The sequence below is a fragment of the Tateyamaria sp. ANG-S1 genome (assembly GCF_000814025.1).
Lineage (GTDB): Bacteria > Pseudomonadota > Alphaproteobacteria > Rhodobacterales > Rhodobacteraceae > Tateyamaria.
Window position 1 is genome coordinate 17,465 of record NZ_JWLL01000010.1, and the last position, 17,821, is coordinate 35,285.

Annotated in this window: 14 protein-coding genes; 9 read left to right on the top strand and 5 right to left on the bottom strand. The window is 62.5% G+C overall.

What is annotated here, in order from left to right; genetic code table 11:
- Positions 1–11: 11 nt before the first annotated feature.
- The 4 genes from RA29_RS18370 to bchF form a co-directional block, all read right to left on the bottom strand.
- Positions 12–3,569 carry a magnesium chelatase subunit H gene (locus RA29_RS18370; RefSeq protein WP_039688761.1) on the bottom strand — a complete coding sequence of 1,186 codons (3,558 nt, stop codon included), beginning with the start codon at positions 3,567–3,569 and terminating at the stop codon, positions 12–14.
- Complete coding sequence (bchB, locus tag RA29_RS18375) at positions 3,559–5,112, bottom strand: ferredoxin:protochlorophyllide reductase (ATP-dependent) subunit B (RefSeq protein WP_039688763.1); 1,554 nt, start codon at positions 5,110–5,112, stop codon at positions 3,559–3,561. The genes RA29_RS18370 and bchB overlap by 11 nt, the downstream gene beginning before the upstream one ends.
- A gap of 61 nt (positions 5,113–5,173) precedes the next feature.
- Complete coding sequence (locus tag RA29_RS18380; protein WP_039688765.1) at positions 5,174–6,460, bottom strand: ferredoxin:protochlorophyllide reductase (ATP-dependent) subunit N; 1,287 nt, start codon at positions 6,458–6,460, stop codon at positions 5,174–5,176.
- On the bottom strand, positions 6,457–6,957 hold the full coding sequence (bchF, locus tag RA29_RS18385; protein ID WP_039688767.1) for a 2-vinyl bacteriochlorophyllide hydratase: 501 nt from the start codon (positions 6,955–6,957) through the stop codon (positions 6,457–6,459). Before bchF ends, RA29_RS18380 begins: the two co-directional genes overlap by 4 nt.
- A gap of 304 nt (positions 6,958–7,261) precedes the next feature.
- On the opposite strand from bchF, the gene RA29_RS18390 reads away from it, so the two are divergent.
- The 9 genes from RA29_RS18390 to glpK all read left to right on the top strand — a co-directional run bounded on the left by RA29_RS18390 (position 7,262) and on the right by glpK (position 17,078).
- Positions 7,262–8,044: a cobalamin-dependent protein gene (locus tag RA29_RS18390; protein WP_052249768.1), complete on the top strand. Its 783-nt coding sequence runs from the start codon at positions 7,262–7,264 to the stop codon at positions 8,042–8,044.
- Positions 8,041–9,456, top strand: a complete 1,416-nt coding sequence (gene ppsR / locus RA29_RS18395; RefSeq protein WP_039688769.1) for a transcriptional regulator PpsR — start codon at positions 8,041–8,043, stop codon at positions 9,454–9,456. The genes RA29_RS18390 and ppsR overlap by 4 nt, the downstream gene beginning before the upstream one ends.
- A 51-nt stretch (positions 9,457–9,507) precedes the next feature.
- Positions 9,508–10,407 (top strand): chlorophyll synthase ChlG, encoded by a 900-nt coding sequence (gene chlG, locus RA29_RS18400; RefSeq protein WP_039688771.1) that lies wholly within the window; start codon positions 9,508–9,510, stop codon positions 10,405–10,407.
- Positions 10,404–11,660: an MFS transporter gene (locus RA29_RS18405; protein ID WP_039688773.1), complete on the top strand. Its 1,257-nt coding sequence runs from the start codon at positions 10,404–10,406 to the stop codon at positions 11,658–11,660. The genes chlG and RA29_RS18405 overlap by 4 nt, the downstream gene beginning before the upstream one ends.
- 7 nt (positions 11,661–11,667) lie before the next feature.
- Positions 11,668–12,846, top strand: a complete 1,179-nt coding sequence (locus RA29_RS18410; protein WP_039688932.1) for a geranylgeranyl diphosphate reductase — start codon at positions 11,668–11,670, stop codon at positions 12,844–12,846.
- The gene (gene idi, locus RA29_RS18415; protein WP_039688775.1) at positions 12,843–13,385 is read left to right on the top strand and encodes an isopentenyl-diphosphate delta-isomerase; all 543 of its coding nucleotides are present in this window, start codon (positions 12,843–12,845) and stop codon (positions 13,383–13,385) included. Before RA29_RS18410 ends, idi begins: the two co-directional genes overlap by 4 nt.
- Positions 13,382–14,005, top strand: coding sequence for a LysE family translocator (locus RA29_RS18420; protein WP_039688777.1), 624 nt, complete (start codon positions 13,382–13,384; stop codon positions 14,003–14,005). The genes idi and RA29_RS18420 overlap by 4 nt, the downstream gene beginning before the upstream one ends.
- Positions 14,006–14,073: 68 nt before the next feature.
- A complete protein-coding gene (glpD, locus tag RA29_RS18425) occupies positions 14,074–15,609 on the top strand; it encodes a glycerol-3-phosphate dehydrogenase (protein WP_039688933.1) in 1,536 nt (511 codons plus the stop codon).
- Positions 15,606–17,078, top strand: a complete 1,473-nt coding sequence (gene glpK / locus RA29_RS18430; RefSeq protein ID WP_039688779.1) for a glycerol kinase GlpK — start codon at positions 15,606–15,608, stop codon at positions 17,076–17,078. Before glpD ends, glpK begins: the two co-directional genes overlap by 4 nt.
- On the opposite strand, the gene RA29_RS18435 is transcribed toward glpK, so the two are convergent.
- Positions 17,075–17,770, bottom strand: coding sequence for a fumarylacetoacetate hydrolase family protein (locus RA29_RS18435; RefSeq protein WP_039688781.1), 696 nt, complete (start codon positions 17,768–17,770; stop codon positions 17,075–17,077). The genes glpK and RA29_RS18435 overlap by 4 nt on opposite strands.
- Positions 17,771–17,821 lie beyond the last annotated feature (51 nt).

The window sequence follows — 17,821 nt, forward strand, 5'->3', positions numbered from 1 at the left end:
TGCGGAACGGATCATTCGGCTGCGATCCCTTCGAGCTTGTCCTCAAGCGCATCGGCGGCGTCTTGCAGGGCCGCCAGAGTTTCGGCATCGGGCGCCCAGTAGTCGCGGTCCGAGGCTTCCAGCAGGCGGTTGGCCATGCGGCTCGAAGCCGTCGGGTTCAGGTCCGCGATGCGCTTGCGCATCTCTTCGTCCAGCACAAAGGTTTCTGAGATGCGCTGGTAGACCCAGTCGTCCACCTGGCCGGTCGTGGCCGACCAACCGAGGGTGTTGGTGACAGTTGCCTCGATCTGGCGAACCCCTTCGGCGCCGTGTTTCAGCAGTCCTTCGAAGAACTTGGGGTTTAGCGCGCGGCTGCGGGTTTCGAGCGCCACCTGGTCCTTGAGCGTGCGCACCTTGGCGTTGCCGCGCGTCTGGTCGCCGATATAGACCGACGCTTCGGACCCGCGGGCGCGTTTGACGGCGCGGGCGATGCCCCCCAGCGTGTCGAAGTAGTGGTCGACTGTGGTGACACCCAGTTCGACGGATTCGAGGTTCTGGTAGGCCACCTCCACATCCGCGAGCGCCTTTTGCAGGAGCGCCGGGTTGGCGGCGGACTTGCCATCGACGCCGTAGGCAAAGCTTTTGCGCGTCTCGTAGGCGTCGGCCAGTTCGTCCTCGTCCCCGAAGGCGGAGCTGTCGACCAGTTGGTTCACGTTTGAGCCATAGGCGCCTTCGGCGTTCGAGAACACGCGCAGGGCGGCGGTAGCGAGGTCGACGCCTTGCGCGTCGGCATAGGCCAGCGCGTGGGCGCGGATGTAGTTCTGGTCGAGCGGCTCGTCGGCTTCGGCGCATTTGAGTGCCGCCTCGGCCAGCATGCGGGTTTGCAGGGGCAGGAGGTCGCGGAAGATGCCCGAGAGGGTCATGACCACGTCAATGCGGGGACGACCGAGTTCGGAGAGCGGGATCAGGTCGGCACCGGCAAGGCGGCCGAAGCTGTCGAAGCGTGGGGTGCAGCCCATGAGAGCGAGCGCCTGGGCGATGGGAACGCCGTCGGATTTGATGTTGTCCGAGCCCCAGAGCACCAGTGCGATTGAGCGCGGCAGCGTGGGGTGCGTGTCGAGCAGCAGTTGCGCTTGTTTCATCCCGTCGCGGCAGGCAAAGGCCGTGGGCATGCGGAAGGGGTCAAAGGCGTGGATGTTGCGGCCTGTGGGCAGGATCTCTGTCGACCGGATGAGGTCGCCGCCGGGAACGGGGCGGATATAGCGCGCGTCGAGCGCTGTCATCAGGGCGGCGAGTTCGGTTTCATTGCGCAGCAACTCTTCCACGCGGGCCCGCGTGTCATCGTCCGCGTGGGGCATGAGGTTCAGGTACTCTTCGCGCGCCGCATCGCTGAGCGGTTGGCCCACGATATGCAGACCGTCGGGGATCAGCGCGTCTTCGGTTTCCAGCAGCTTCAGCCACAGTGTATCTGGTGGCGTGCCGCCCATATCAACCGCGTCGGCCTGTTCGGCGATCAGCTCTTCGAGGTCGGCCCGTGCCTCATCGCTGTCGTCCATCTCGCGCCAGCGGGTGAGCGAGTCTTTCAGCTCCGCGAGCCCCTTGTAGAGACCGGATTGCGCCAAGGGCGGCGTCAGGTGCGTGACCGTCACAGCGTTCGAGCGGCGCTTGGCGAGCGAGGCTTCGGACGGGTTGTTGGCGGCGTAGAGGTAGATGTTCGGCATCTCGCCGATCAGCCGGTCGGGCCAGTCGCGCGCGCCGAGACCCGCCTGTTTGCCCGGCATGAATTCGAGCGCACCGTGCATGCCGAAGTGGATCACCGCGTCGGCCTGATAGCTGTTGCGGAGCCAGAGGTAGAAGGTGGTGAAGGCGTGGGTGGGCGCGAAGCCTTTTTCAAAGAGCAGCCGCATCGGGTCGCCTTCGTAGCCGAAGGCGGGTTGGACGCCGATGAAGACATTACCCATTTCCTTGCCCAGCACGAACACGCCGCGCCCGTCGGACTGTATGCGACCCGGCGCGGGCCCCCAGACGGCTTCGATGGCGTGAAGCGGAGGGGTGGTGCGGACGATGGTGTCGGCGTCCACATGGGCCGCCACGTTGGCTTCCTGCCCGTATTGGGAGGCGTTGCCTTGAAGGACTTGTGCGCGCAGGGCGTCGACGCTTTCGGGCAGATCGACCTGGTAGCCGCGCGCCTGCATTGCTTTCAACGTATTGAAAAGGCTTTCGAAAACAGAGAGATAGGCGGCTGTGCCAACGGCGCCTGCATTCGGTGGAAAGCCGAAGAGGACGATGGCGACTTTCTTGTCTGCATTCTCCTTCCGGCGAAGGCGACCCAGGCGCAGCGCTTTCTCGGCCAGGCTGTCGATACGCTCCTGACATGGCACCATCGCTTTTGGCTCACCCGCGGCACAGGTGTGGGCGCAGCCATCGCAGCCTTCTGGCCCAAGCCGACCGCCAAAGACAGTGGGGCAGGTGGCGCCGTCAAGTTCGGGCAGGGCTACGAGCATTGTTGTTTCGATGGGGCCGAGGCCACCCGTGCTGCCTGCCCATTGCCCCAGCGTCTGGAATTCGAGCGCGTGAGCGGCGAGGTAGGGCACGTCGAGGTCGGCCAGTACGTCGATGGCCGCCTCGTTGTCATTATATGCGGGGCCGCCAACGAGGCTGAAGCCGGTCAGGGACACAAGCGCGTCCACTTGATCCTTGAAGTAAGCGTCAATGGCCGGGCGGGCGTCGAGGCCGCCGGAAAAGGCGGGCAGGACACGCATACCGCGCGCCTCGAACGCGCGGATCACGCCATCGTAGTGGGCGGTGTCACCGGCCAAGACGTAAGAGCGCAGCATGACAATGCCGACGGTCATCTCGGCGCCTTTCGGGCCGGGGATGTCGGCGGCATCTGTGGTGATGCGCTGGGGTAGATCGGGGTGGTAGAGGCCGACATCGGGGTAGTCGATGGGTAGGGCTGCTTCGGGCCGCACGCTCCAGTCGGCGGAGGTGGCGTAGCGGTTCAGCAGGAACTGGATCATCGCCCGCACGTTATCGTCCGAGCCACCCAGCCAGTATTGCATGACAAGGAACCAGGCGCGCAGGTCTTGCGCCTTGCCGGGAATGAACTTGAGGATCTTGGGCAGGCGGCGCAGCATCGCCATCTTCTTGGCCCCATCCTCGGTCGAGGGCTTTGACGATCCGCGCAGGCGCTTCATCAGCTTGCCCATGGTCGAGGGCGGTTGTGCCATGTCGAGCGTGCCCATGCGGGTCAGCTTGACCACCTCGGCATCAGCTACAACGCCGATCATGGCGTCACAGTCGTCGCGGCGCGCGCGCAGGGCGGGCAGGATGCGAGAGACGTGCTCTTCCAGGAAGAGGAGGTTTGCAATGATGATGTCGGCGTTCATCACCGCGTCTTCTGCTGCCTCGAAGCTGCCGGGGGTCTCACCCCATTCAGCGGCGGCGTGGATTTGCAGGTCGAGGCCGGGATAATCGACCGCCAGCGCATCCATGGCCCGCCGAGCGGGGCCGGCGGCGTGGCTGTCCAGCGTGATGATGACCACGCGATAGCCGGGCAGGCGCCCTTTTATGTGCATATCATCGCGCATAGTGGGCCTTGGCTTCATAGAGGGTGTCGACCGAGATTTCGGCCACGCCACGTTCGGCGGCAAAGGTTTCGGTGTTTCGGCGCGCCTTGCCGCGGACAAAGAATGGGATCTTCTTCAGCTCTTTCTCAGCATCTGCGAGCCAGATCACTGATCCTTCATTCATCTTGCCAGATAAACTCCGGGGGGAAGCCGCAGGCTGGGGGGCTGGCCCCCCTCCGTCCTCGGGTTTGGGCGCGTGGCCGCCGTGGTGGGAGGGGCCGGCGGCATCGTGGAATTCGAAATCCTCGCGGAACATGTGCAAGAGGTGCTCTTCGAGCCCCATGACCAGCGGGTGAACCCAGGTGTCGAAGATGACGTTGGCGCCCTCGATCCCCATCTGGGGGGAGTAGCGCGCCGGGAAGTCCTGCACGTGCACCGGCGCTGAGATCACGGCGCAGGGGATGCCGAGGCGTTTGCCGATATGGCGTTCCATCTGGGTGCCGAGGATCATTTCGGGTTGGAGCTGTTCGATCACCCGTTCAACTTCGAGGTAGTCGTCGGTGATCGTGGCTGTGAGGTCCATTTCCTTGGCCTTGGCCCGGATGGGGCGGGCCATTTCGCGGTTGTAGCAGCCGAGGCCCACCACTTCGAAGCCCATCTCGTCCTGCGCGATGCGCGCGGCGGCCAGCACGTGGGTGCCGTCGCCGAAGAGGAAGACGCGCTTGCCCGTGAGATACGTGCTGTCGACGGATTTGGAGTACCAGGGCAGGCGGAGGCGAGAGGTGTCGAGATATGCCTCATTGCCGCTGATCGCGGCCACTTCGGCGATGAAGTCGCGGGTGGCGCCGACGCCGATGGGCACGGTTCTGGTGTAGGGCTGGCCCAGTTCGCGTTCCATCCAGCGCGCGGCGCTTTCGGCGGTTTCGGGATACATGAGTACGTTGAAATGGGCAGCCCCCATCTGGGCAATGTCTTGGGGAGACGATGTCATGGGGGCCACCACATTGACGCTGATGCCCATATCAGACAGCAGCGTTGTCACTTCCTGGATGTCGTCGCGATGACGGAAACCCAGGGCAGTAGGACCGATCAGATTGGCGGTTACTTGTTTCGTGCGCTCCATCGGTTTCGCCAGCGCTTTGACGATCTGGAAGAACGTCTCGTCCGCGCCGAAGTTTTCCTTGCGCTGGTAGCTGGGCAGTTCGAGCGGGATGGTCGGCACCGGCAGGCCCATGGTTTCGGCCATGCCGCCGGGGTCGTCCTGGATCAGTTCGGCGGTGCAGGAGGCACCCACGATGATCGCCTGCGGTTTGAACCGGTCGTAGGCGTCCTGTGCCGCTGTCTTGAACAGATTGGCTGTGTCTGCGCCCAGATCGCGGGCCTGGAAGGTGGTGTAGGTCACCGGCGGGCGGTGGTCGCGCCGTTCGATCATGGTGAAGAGCAGGTCGGCGTAGGTGTCGCCTTGGGGGGCGTGCAGCACGTAGTGCAGGTCGCGCATGCCTGTGGCGACGCGCATGGCGCCGACATGGGGCGGGCCCTCATATGTCCAGACGGTGAGCTTCATGGCTGGCCGCTGGGGCTCTGCCCCAGACCCTGGAGTTTAGTTGGCAAGATGAAGGGGATCTTCATTGGGTACCCTCCAGCTTCAGGAGGTCCGCGCGGCGGAGGGGGCGGGAGAAGAGGCCCGCGAGGTCGCCTGCCTGTTCGTAGAAGTGGACAGGGGTGAACACGAGTTCGATGGCCCATTTTGTGGCGAGCCCTTCGGACTCCAGCGGGTTGGCGAGGCCGAGGCCGCAGACGGTGAGGTCGGGTTTGGCGGACTTGGCGCGGTCAAGTTGGAGGTCGACGTCCTGCCCTTCGGAGATGGTGGGGCCTGCGGCGAGGAGGTCCAGATCTGGGCCGACGAGGCCCTTGTGGATGAAGGGGGCGCCCACCTCGATCGCGTCCATGCCGCATTCGCGGGTCAGGAACCGGGCCAGTGGGATTTCGAGCTGGCTGTCGGGGAAGAAGAAGATGGTCTTGCCATGCAGCGCCTCGGCTGCTTGCGCGATGGCCTTGCGGGCGCGGGCGCGGGGGGCGGCGGTGACCTTTTCGAAGAGGTCGGGGGTGACGCCGAATTCGGTGGCGATGGCGGCGAGCCACTGTGTTGTGCCCTCTTCGCCGAAGGGGAAAGGGGCGGGCAGGTGCCGTGCGCCGCGACGGGTGAGTGCGTCATGCGTATCGCCGAGGAAAGGTTGGGTGAGAGCGTAGACTGTGTTTTCGCCGATGCCGAGGTCGTCGCCTGCGCGGGGGGCGGGCAGCACCTTGATCGGGCCTATGCCCATGGCTTCTAGGAGGCCAATCGCTTGCTCCTCGACCACGTCGGGGAGCGCGCCGACCAGCAGGAGTTGGCGGTCGTCCGTTTTGGGCAGGACGGGAACCATGGAGGCGAGGCAGGCGTCTTCGCCTTGGGTGAAGGTCGTCTCGATGCCGGAGCCGGAGAAATTGAGCACGCGGACAGAAGGCGCGTGGCGCTGTGTCATCCGCTCGGCTGCCTTGGCGAGGTCTAGTTTGATCACCTCGGACGGGCAGGAGCCGACGAGGAAGAGCTGCTTGATGTCGGGGCGTCGGACGAGGAGTTCGTCCACGACCTTGTCGAGCTCGTCCTGGGCATCGGCCAGACCGGCGAGGTCGGTTTCTTCGAGAATCGCGGTGCCGAAGCGGGGTTCGGCGAAAATCATCACGCCTGCCGCCGATTGCAGAAGGTGCGCACAGGTGCGGCTGCCGACGACGAGGAAGAACGCGTCTTGCATCTTGCGGTGCAGCCAGATGATTCCTGTCAGGCCGCAGAACACCTCGCGCTGGCCGCGCTGCTTGAGAATCGGTGTGTTTCGGCAACCACCTGAGGTGGGGAGACGGGGAAGTTCGGTCATGCGGGGGCCTCCTGCGGAGCGGCGGCCTGCAACCGGGCGGCGCGCAGTTTGAGGACGAACTGCACCGCGTTTATGACGTAGGTGCCGTAGGCAGCGAGCGCCAGCCACATGAGTTGGACGGGGTCCAGAGCGGCTGTGAAGAGCGCCCAGAGATAGGCGGTGTGCAGCGCGATCACGAGGAAGGAAAACACGTCTTCCCAGAAAAAGGCGGGGGCCAGAAGGTATTGGCCAAAAACAACTTTTTCCCAAATCGCGCCGGTGACCATGATGATGTAGAGCACGCCGGTTTTGATCACAATGGACCAGGTGGCGATCAGGTAGCCTTCACCGGTCATCAGGTAGCGGATGACCAATGCGAGGGAGATGAGAAACACCACGAATTGCAACGGCGCCAGGACTCCCTGAACCGGGGTCCAGATCGTGGCATCGCGGCGTGCGCGTTCCTCGGGCGTATAGAGCCCAAGCGGTGCGGTCTGTGGGGATGTCCGGGTGGACATGTGCCTGAGCCTCTCCCTTTTGCTGTCCATGACCAGCGTATCGGTTGCAGGTAAAAAGTGTCAATTAGAACTTACACTATGCCTGTCAGCCGGAGAGGCGTTGATTTGAATCAAGTGCTCAAAAAATCCCATAAACGTTTTGTATACGGCAAGAATTTGCGGGATATGCCTTGGATTGTTGGCTGTGGCCTCTTTAAAGTGTCAAACAGAGTTGACATATTTGCTGTTCGCGCCGACACTTTGGCATCCCACGGCTCTGACGCGCCAGAACCGTTCAATGCGTTTTCACGGATCGAGGTAATCCATGACGCAGGACGACCCATTTGGCCCGACCCGCCACCCGTCCGGGCGCGCATGCGAGCATGCCGCGCTTGCCAGTGAGGTGATTTCGATTCTGAACGATCGCCAGGGTGTCAGTTCCTCTGGCGCGCGACAGGTGGCCTTGGACTATCTGGTGCGTGCGGTGATCAAGCGTGTGGAGTTTGATGCGCGCCTTGTTCTGGATGAGATGGGCGCTTATCGGCTAACCCATGATGCCTTGATCGACATCTATATCCCGAAGGCGGCTGAGCATTTGGGCGCGTTGTGGATGACGTCGGACCTCGACTTTGCTGCCGTGACCATTGGCGCGCTGCGATTGCAGGCCTTGTTGGGAGAAGCGGCGCAGTCCGTATCCCGCGGTCAGGTTGATATGACAAATATCCTGCACGCGCTGGTCGTCGTTCCAGAATCCGAGCAGCATTTTCTGGGGGCGAGCGTCGTGGCTGCGCAACTTCGGCGTCTGGGTTGCGATGTGCGTGTCAGTATCAACGAGTCGCAACAGCAGGTTGTAGATCGTGTGGTGCATGACCATCCCGATATGGTGCTGTTTTCCTGCGCGCGTGCCGTGGGCCTTGAAACCGTATGCGGAACAGTTAAAAAGATCAGGCATAATGGTGATCCGGTACCTGTGCTTGCCCTGGGGGGCGCATTTTCCGGTTTGACCGACGGTATAAAAAAACAAACAGGCGTCGATCTGGTGACGAATACGGCCAAGGATGTTGTCGGTTTTACGACAAAGCGCCAGAAGGCGTTGGGCCCTAGATGACAACTGGTGGCAGCAGTTTCTGGACAAGCGGCGCTGTTCCGCTCATTGAGCCTGAGTTTCTAAGCAGCATTATCGCGGCCGCATCTGACATCGCGCTTGTGGTGTCGGCCGAAGGCATGATCCTGTCGGTGTTGTTGAACACCCAGGATGACAGTTTTGGCAATCTCAAGCACTGGGAAGGGCGCCCGGTCGTCGAGTTTCTGACCGACGAGAGCATTGAGAAGTTTCAGGTTGCTCATGATGCCTATATGGCCGGGCAGCTGCCCAAGAAGCCGCTGGAGCTGAACCACTCTGACAATGCTGTCTGGCAGTATCCCGTGCGCTACACCTTTCACCGCTTCGGGCAGGAGAATGCCGTTCTGCTGCTGGGTCGTGATCTGCGCCCGATTGCCGAGACGCAGCAGCAGCTTGTGCAGGCGCAGATCGCGCTGGAGCAGGGGTATGAGGCGCGGCGGGAGTTTGATGCGCGCTACCGCGTGGTCATGTCAAATGTCGATGATGCTGTCGTGTTCGTTTCGGTCCAGAGTGGCCGGATTGAGGATGCCAACAAGCAAGCGGCGGCGCTGCTGGGTTTGAAGCCCGACGCCTTGACTGGTGTTGCGCTGGCCAGCCTGTTTTCCGACCGGTCCGTGGCCGAGCTGACCGAGAGCCTGATGAACGCGACCCTGTCGGATGACAGCGCGCCGGTGAATGTTGTCACGTCACGCACCCGTCAGGAGATCGGGCTTTATCCTGTCCTGTTCCGGGCGTCCGGTCAGCGTGTGTTGATGTGTCGGTTGATCGGGTCGGGTGCGGTGCCTGTTTCGGACGGGGCCAACAATCATGCGTCGGCGCTGTTCCGGGCGACGACCGATGCCATCGTATTTATGGACCCGCGAGGCACCACGCTGTCGGTCAATGATGCTTTTCTGGATCTCGTGGGCGCCACGCATTTGTCGGACGTGGTGGGTCAGTCCTTGGCCGAGTATCTGGCCCGCGGTCAGATTGATCTGGGTGTACTGCTCGAAAACGCGGCCCGGAGCGGTCAGATGCGTGTCTATGCGACCCGCCTGGTGAATGACCTTGGCACCCGTGTCCCGGTTGAGGTGTCCGCGACTGCGTTGCAGGATGTGGACAACCCCGCCGTGGCCTTGATCATCCGCGATGTCAGCCGGTTGGAAGGTGTGCGCAAGGCCGAGAACGGCAGCGCCAGCAAGCCAGAGCCCGGACGCAATGTGATGGACTTGGTTGGGTCGGCGTCGCTGAAGGAAATTGTGGCCGAGACCACCGATGTGGTTGAGAAGATGTGTATTGAGACGGCTGTCAACTTGACCCGCAACAATCGCGTTGCAGCCGCCGAGATGTTGGGTCTATCGCGGCAGTCGCTTTACGTTAAGCTGCGCAAGTACGGGCTGCTGAGCAAGAACGGGTAGCGACATCGCGCCACCCTTGCGCCGACTCAAAGTGTCAGCCATAGTTGACACATGGATGTCAGCCCTTCTTTACCTGCGCGCCGATTTCCCGAGCCTGCCGCCGCCCTGCGCCTGATCAAACCGATCACGTGGTTCCCGCCGATGTGGGCCTACGTCTGCGGCGTCATTTCGTCCGGCGCGTCGCCTGCGGGCCAATGGCATCTGGTGCTTTTGGGTGTGCTGTTGGCCGGTCCCATCGTGTGTGGGATGAGCCAGGCCGCCAATGATTGGTGCGACCGGCATGTGGATGCCATCAACGAGCCTGACCGTCCGATCCCGTCGGGCCGCATTCCGGGCCGGTGGGGGTTGTGGATTGCGCTGGCGATGTCTGCCCTGTCCCTGTTTGTCGGTTGGCAGCTTGGCCCTTGGGGTTTTGCCGCGACCATTGCGGGTGTCTTGGCGGCTTGGGCCTATTCCGCCGAGCCGGTTCGTCTGAAGCGGTCGGGCTGGTGGGGTCCGGGGCTGGTTGGTCTGAGTTACGAGACGTTGCCGTGGATCACAGGCGCTGCCGTGCTGGCTGCCGGTGCGCCGCGGTGGGAGGTGCTGCTGGTAGCGCTGCTCTACGGTTTGGGCGCGCATGGCATTATGACATTGAATGATTTCAAGGCTTTGGAGGGCGACCGGAAGATGGGTGTGAACTCACTGCCGGTCACTCTTGGTCCATGTCGGGCGGCGCAGGTGGCCTGTGTTGTCATGGCGGTGCCTCAGGCGCTTGTGATCGCCTTGCTGGCCCTGTGGGACCGGCCCGCGCATGCGGCAGGCGTTGCGATTGTTCTGCTGCTGCAGTTCTGGGCCATGACGATCATGTTCCGTGATCCGAAGGCGAAGGCGCCGTGGTACAACGGCACGGGCGTGCTGCTTTACGTATCTGGCATGATGGTCGCCGCCTTTGCGCTGAGGGGGCTGGCATGACGGCGGGGTGGGGCATGTTGGTGCGCCTGTGCCTAGTGAATGCTGCCATCGGGGGCCTCGCGGCCTTGCCCGTGAACCTGTTCAACCGGTTGATGACGGTCGAGCTGGCCTTGCCTGCGTTGCTGCCCGGTTTGCTGGTGGCGCTGCACTACGGTGTGCAGTTGACACGGCCCGTTTGGGGGCATCGGTCGGATGTGAAGGGTGGGCGGACACCTTTTATCCTCGGTGGTATAGCGCTGGTGGGCCTTGGTGTTCTAGGCGCGGCCTGGGGCATTTTGCTGGCCGAGACGTCTGTGACAATGGCACTGACCGTTTGGCTGTTTGCCTATATCGCCATCGGGCTGGGCATTGGGGCTGCCGGCACCTCGTTCCTGGCCTTGCTCGCCTGCGTGACTGGTCCGCGCAAGGGTGCCGCGGCGACGCTGGCGTGGCTTTTGCTGATTGCGGGTGCGATCTTTGCTTCCGTTGGCACGGGTATCGCGCTTGAACCCTACAGCCCGGAGCGGCTCGTGTGGGTGGTGGCCGCAGTGTGCTGCATTGCGTTCCTGCTGTGTGTCATCGCGACGGTGGGTGTGGAAAGCCATGCGGAGTTTGAGCATGTCGTTGATGACACACCGCTGGTGGCGGCGTTGAAGCATACATGGGCCGATCCAGTCGCATGGCGGTTCACAGGATTTGTTTTCCTGTCGATCCTCGCTTTCTACCTGTCAGAACTGATTTTCGAGCCCTTTGCGGGGCACGTCCACGGGCTGAGCCCCGAGGACAGCACCAAGCTTTCGGGGGGCAAAGATGGCGCGGCGCTGATGGGTATGATCGGGGCCGGGGTGCTATCGCATCTGCGGATCGGCAGCCTGCGGTTCTGGGCGGTGACGGGTTGTGTGATTTCTGCGCTTGGGCTGCTCGGCCTTGGGGCCGGGATGCCGCTGGTGCCCTCCACGGTCGCCCTCGGTCTGGGCAACGGGCTGTTTGTGGTCGGCGCTGTCGGTTCGATGATGCAGCTTGCGGCGGCGCATGCACGCTCCACCGGCGTGCGCATGGGTGTCTTTGGCGCAGCACAGGCGATTGCGGCCGGTCTGGCCGGTCTGGTCGCCACTGGCATGCTTGATGTGACCCGTATGATCCTGCCCGACGCGGCCGCCTATGGCACCGTATTTACGATCGAGGCGGCGCTGTTTCTATGCGCGGCATTCGTTGCTTCCCGCGTGATGCGGGCGGCTGAGACTTCTGATGCAACCCTGGTTCCGGGAGAATGATCTGATGATGTATGACGTCGTTGTTGTGGGCGGGGGGCCGTCCGGCGCCACCGCTGCCGAAGATCTGGTGCGGTCGGGCCATAATGTCGCCCTGTTGGACCGCGAGGGGCGGATCAAGCCCTGTGGCGGAGCGATCCCGCCGCGGCTGATGCGGGACTTTCACATCGGTGAAGAGCAGTTGCTGACCAAGGTCACGACCGCCCGCATGATCTCGCCCACCGGGCGGCGCGTCGATATTCCAATTGAGAACGGCTATGTCGGGATGGTGGATCGCAAGGACTTTGACCCGTTCCTACGCCAGCGCGCGGTCGATGCGGGGGCTGCGTATTTCACCGGTACATTCGTGCGGATCGAGCGGCCCGATGGGCATCCGGTGGTGATCTACCGCGATAAGGCCACGCAAGAGGAACGCGAACTGCCCTGCAAGCTGTTGATTGGGGCCGACGGGGCGAAGTCTCGCGTCGGGCAGGCCGAGGTTGAGGGTGCGGACAAGGTGCCGCTCGTCTTTGCCTATCACGAGATCATCAAGGCGCCCGAGGCCACCGATACCTACGATCCGATGCGCTGTGACGTGATCTATGACGGCGCGATCTCGCCCGATTTCTATGGCTGGGTGTTCCCGCATGGGGGTACGACGAGTGTTGGGATGGGGTCTGAGCAATCTTCGGTGAATTTGAAGGAGGCGACGGCGGCCTTGCGCGTAGCCTCGGGCCTGAGCGAGTGTGAAACGCTGCGGAAAGAGGGCGCTCCTATTCCGCTGAAGCCCATGGATCGCTGGGACAACGGCAAGGATGTCGTGCTGGCCGGTGATGCGGCCGGTGTTGTGGCGCCATCCTCGGGCGAAGGTATTTATTATGCCATGGTCGGGGGCCGTGTGGCGGCGACCGCATGTGCGGCAACGTTGGCGTCGGGCCGGGTCAAGGACCTGAAACTGGCCCGCAAGCTGTTCATGCGCGAGCACAAGACGGTGTTCCGGGTGCTCGCCTCGATGCAGAACGCCTATTACCGCAGCGACGACCGGCGCGAACGCTTTGTGTCACTATGTCACGACATTGATGTGCAGCGTCTGACCTTCGAGGCGTATATGAACAAGAAGTTGGTCAAGGCGCGGCCCATGGCGCACCTCAAGATCGGCATCAAGAACCTGGCGCATCTGACCGGGTTGGTGAAGGCGGAACACGTATGAGTATCATGATCCCCGCCTGGGTCGACGGTGAGTTGACCCCGGTGGAAAAGCTGGAAGCGCATCAGCGCGGGCTGAAGCACAAGGCGGTGTCCGTCTTTCTCATTCGGGGCACAGAGGTGCTGATGCAGCAGCGCGCGATGGGCAAGTACCATACGCCCGGTCTGTGGGCGAACACCTGCTGCACGCATCCGGACTGGGACGAAGCGCCATCCGTTTGCGCGGCCCGGCGTTTGAATGAAGAGCTTGGGATCACCGGTGTGCCGCTTGAGCATCGTCACCACCTGGAATACCGCGCTGATGTCGGCAACGACCTGATCGAACACGAGGTGGTTGATGTCTATCTGGGCCACGTACGCGGGACGCTGTCCATCACGCCGAACCCGGATGAGGTGATGGCCCATGAATGGGTCGATTATCATGACCTGATGGCGACGGTGCAGCGGCATCCCAAACGCTTTACGCCGTGGCTGCGTATCTATCTAGCTGAGCATTCCGGCACGATCTTTGGCGCCGATCTGGCGCAGGCCGCGCGCGTGTGACGACCGAGATCTATCTTGTCTATCTGGCCGCCGTTGCAGTGTTCTTTGCAACACCACCAGATACCAGCCAGCTTTTGATCATTGCAAATTCCATGAGACACGGGCTGCGCCGCAGCCTGTGGGTGGTCGCGGGTGATCTGAGTGCCAACGTGCTGCAAATGACTGCGGCGGCGTTTGGGTTGGCCGCCGTGATTGCCACATCTGCTACTGCGTTCAGTGTCATCAAGTGGCTGGGCGTCGCCTATCTGGTCTGGATCGGGCTGCGGATGATGATGTCAAAAGGCACTTCGGGGCGCGGACAGACAGCGGCCGGGCGGCCTGCGCGTTTGTTCCGTCTTGGTTTTGTCACCTCGATGACCAATCCGTTCGCTGTCGTGTTCTTTGCCGCGCTGTTCCCGCAGTTCATCGTGGTGGATGCGGCTTTTCTGCCGCAACTTCTGATCCTCGGAGCGACATATCTGGTTGTGGATGGCGCGACCCTGCTGCTTTGGGGCTGGACGGGGGACCGGGTGGCCGCGCGGTTGAACGCGTCGCTGGCCACCATCAATAGGATCTGTGGCGGGCTGATGATCGGTGCCGCCGCGCTGCTGGGCCTCAAGGACATCACGCCGCAACGTTAACGCTAACGATTGATATGCTGCTACTATGCTTTTAAGACGTCCACATATTGAACGCGGAGGACGCTGTATTGGCCGACGAAAAAGTCTTTGATCTGTTCGTGATTGGCGGCGGGATCAACGGTGCAGGGATTGCCCGCGATGCGTCTGGCCGGGGCCTGAGTGTTGCCATGGCCGAGGCTGGCGATCTGGGTGGCGCGACTTCCAGCGCGTCAACCAAGCTGTTCCATGGCGGATTGCGCTATCTTGAGTTCTTTGAATTCGGCCTTGTGAAATCGGCGCTCAAAGAGCGTGAGGTGCTGCTCAAGGCCATGCCGCATATCAGCTGGCCTATGCGCTTTGTCCTACCCTACGCCCCCGACATGCGGTTCGACAGTGATACGCCGACGTCGCGTCTGCTGCGCGTGACCATGCCCTGGATCGAAAAGGGGCGGCGGCCTGCATGGCTCGTCCGTCTTGGTCTGTTTCTTTATGACAATCTGGGTGGGCGCGAGATACTGCCCGGGACCAAGACGCTGGATTTGACCAAAGCACCCGAAGGTGCGGGCCTTAAATCGCGTTTCAAGATGGCCTATGAATACAGTGACGCCTGGGTCGAGGACTCACGGCTTGTGATGCTGAACGCCCGCGATGCTGAGGCGCGTGGTGCGACGATCCTGACCCGCTGTGCCGTGAAGGAGGCGGCGCGGGATGGCGACACCTGGCGGATTGAAACCGAGAAGGGGACGTTCCGGGCCAAGGCGCTGGTGAATGCAGGCGGCCCTTGGGTGGCGGATATCCTGACCGGGGTGATGCGCCAGAACTCGCAACACAACATCCGGCTGGTGCGTGGCTCGCATATCGTGACCAAGCGGCTTTACGATCACGATAAGGCGTATTTCTTTCAAGGTACGGATGGGCGCATCATCTTTGCTATTCCGTACGAGCAGGATTTCACCCTGATCGGGACCACGGATGCCGAACATACGGATGCGGATACAAAGCCCGCGATCACGGATGAAGAGCGGGATTATCTCTGCGCTTTTGCGTCTGAGTATTTCGAAAAGCCGGTGACGGCTGAGGACGTGGTCTGGACCTATTCCGGGGTGCGCCCGCTTTATGACGATGGTGCGTCCTCGGCGACGGCTGCGACGCGCGACTATGTGCTGGCGCTGGATGAGAACGGCCCGCCGGTGCTGAGCGTCTTTGGCGGCAAGATCACGACCTATCGGAAGCTGGCAGAACAAGCGCTGGCAAAGATGGGCTTGGGCGAGGCGTGGACCGCGGGAGTTGCGCTGCCCGGCGGGGATTTCAAAGTGTGCGAGGTGGCGTCGCTGACTAAGAAGCTGGAGGCGGACTACCCGTTTCTGGATGCAAAGTGGGCCGGTCGCATGATCCGGGCATACGGTACCGAAGCGTGGGATGTGCTGGGCGATGCCAAGACGGCCGATGACCTCGGCCCGGATTTTGGCGCCACATTGACCGGCGCGGAACTCAAATGGATGATGGCGCGAGAATACGCGGTGGCGGGCGATGACGCGCTGTGGCGGCGGACCAAACTTGGTCTGCGCCTCAGTGCGGAAGAGCGTGCGGCCGTGGATACTTGGATGAAGGAACACGCCGCATGACCCATATTCTCGCCATCGATCAGGGCACCACGTCGTCCCGCGCGATTGTGTTTGACGGGGACATGCAGCCTGTGGCTTCGGCGCAGGAGGAGTTCACGCAGCATTTCCCCAACAGCGGTTGGGTCGAACACGAGCCTGGGGACCTGTGGACAACGGTGCAATCGACCTGCAAGACGGCTATGGACAAGGCAGGGTTGGGCGCGAAGGATATCGCCGCCATCGGCATCACCAACCAGCGCGAAACGACCGTGATCTGGGACGCGGAGACGGGTGAGCCGCTGCACAACGCAATTGTCTGGCAGGATCGCCGCACCGCGCAGATGTGCGAAGCGCTGCGAGCCGATGGGCATGGTGATCAGGTGACGGCCATCACCGGCTTGCTGCTTGATCCCTACTTCTCAGCCACGAAGGTGAAGTGGATCCTGGACCAACATGAAGGATCGCGGGACCGGGCGAAGGCGGGCAAGCTGCTTTTCGGTACGGTCGACAGCTTCTTGATCTGGCATATGACAGGGCGCGCGGCCCATGTGACGGATGCCACCAATGCGGCGCGGACGATGCTCTATGACATCCACACGGGCGCCTGGAGCCCCGAGATGTGCGCCATGTTGGACATCCCGATGGAGATGTTGCCCGAGGTCCGCGACTGTGCTTCTGATTTTGGTGTGACCGATTTGCTTGGTGGCGAGACGCCGATTTATGGCGTGGCAGGTGATCAGCAGGCCGCAACTATCGGTCAGGCGTGCTTTGAGCCGGGTATGCTGAAGTCGACCTACGGGACGGGGTGCTTTGCGCTGTTGAACACGGGCGATGCACCGGTGACATCGCAGAACCGTTTGCTGACGACGGTGGCCTATCAGCTTGACGGCAAGCCGACATACGCGCTTGAAGGATCGATCTTTATTGCCGGGGCCGTGGTGCAGTGGTTGCGTGATGGGCTGGGTATCATCACGACTGCCGCAGAGACGCAAGCGCTTGCCGAAAAGGGCAGTGGTAACGTCACTCTCGTGCCCGCGTTCACTGGTCTTGGTGCGCCGTACTGGAACCCGGATTGTCGGGGCGCCACCTTTGGGCTGACCCGCGACACGGGGCCGGCGGATATGGCGCGGGCCGCCTTGGAAAGCATCGGATTTCAAACCCGTGATCTGTGGGAAGCCATGCGCGCCGACTGGTCCGAAGGGGACGAGGCCGTGTTGCGCGTGGACGGCGGTCTGAGTGCCAACGATTGGGCGATGCAGTTCCTGTCGGACATGCTGGGTGCGCCGGTTGATCGTCCTGCCGGTGTGGAAACGACCGCTCTTGGCGCCGCTTGGCTGGCGGGTATGCGTGCGGGTCTTTATCCGGATATGGAGGGTTTCGCAGCCACTTGGGCGCGCGAGGCACGGTTTGATCCGAAGATGTCCGAAGAAGATCGCGCGGACGGTTATGCCCGGTGGCAACGGGCGATTGCGGCGACGCAAAGCGTCTAGCCGCGGTCGCTGATCGTCACCTCGATCTCTCCGATCCCGTCCACGCCCCCGGTCATCACGTCACCGGGCCGCACCGCGCCGACACCGGCGGGTGTACCGGTCATGATCAGGTCTCCGGGCGCGAGGGTCATGGCTCGCGAGAGATAGGCCACGTGATCGCGTACCGGCCAGATCAGGTCCGCGATGTCCGCGTCCTGCCGTATTTCGTCATTCACGGCCAGCCAAATGCGCCCGGTCTCAAGACTGGGCACATCGATCAGCGGCACAATCGGGGACATGGGTGCGGAGAGGTCGAACGCTTTGGCCCAGTCCCAGGGACGGCCCATCTTCTTGGCCTCGGCCTGTAGGTCGCGGCGGGTGAGATCGATCCCGACACCCGCACCCCAGATGTGATCCATGACTGCATCCGGGGCGATATCCGCGCCGCCCTTGCCGATGGCGACAACCAGCTCGATTTCATAGTGCAGGTCCTGAGTGAGCGGGGGATAGGGTACGGTGCAGGGGCTGTCGATCACAGCGTCTGCGGGTTTGGTAAAGAAGAACGGGGGTTCGCGATCCGGGTCATTTCCCATCTCCCGCGCATGGGCTGCATAGTTGCGGCCGACGCAGAAGATGCGGCGTACGGGAAAGCGGACGGAGGATTGGGCAACGGCAACGCTTGCCTGTGGTGGTGGGTCGAAGACAAACGACATCGGTTGAGCCTTTCTGCGTGTTTTGCGCAGATCACAGGAGATATGGGGCAA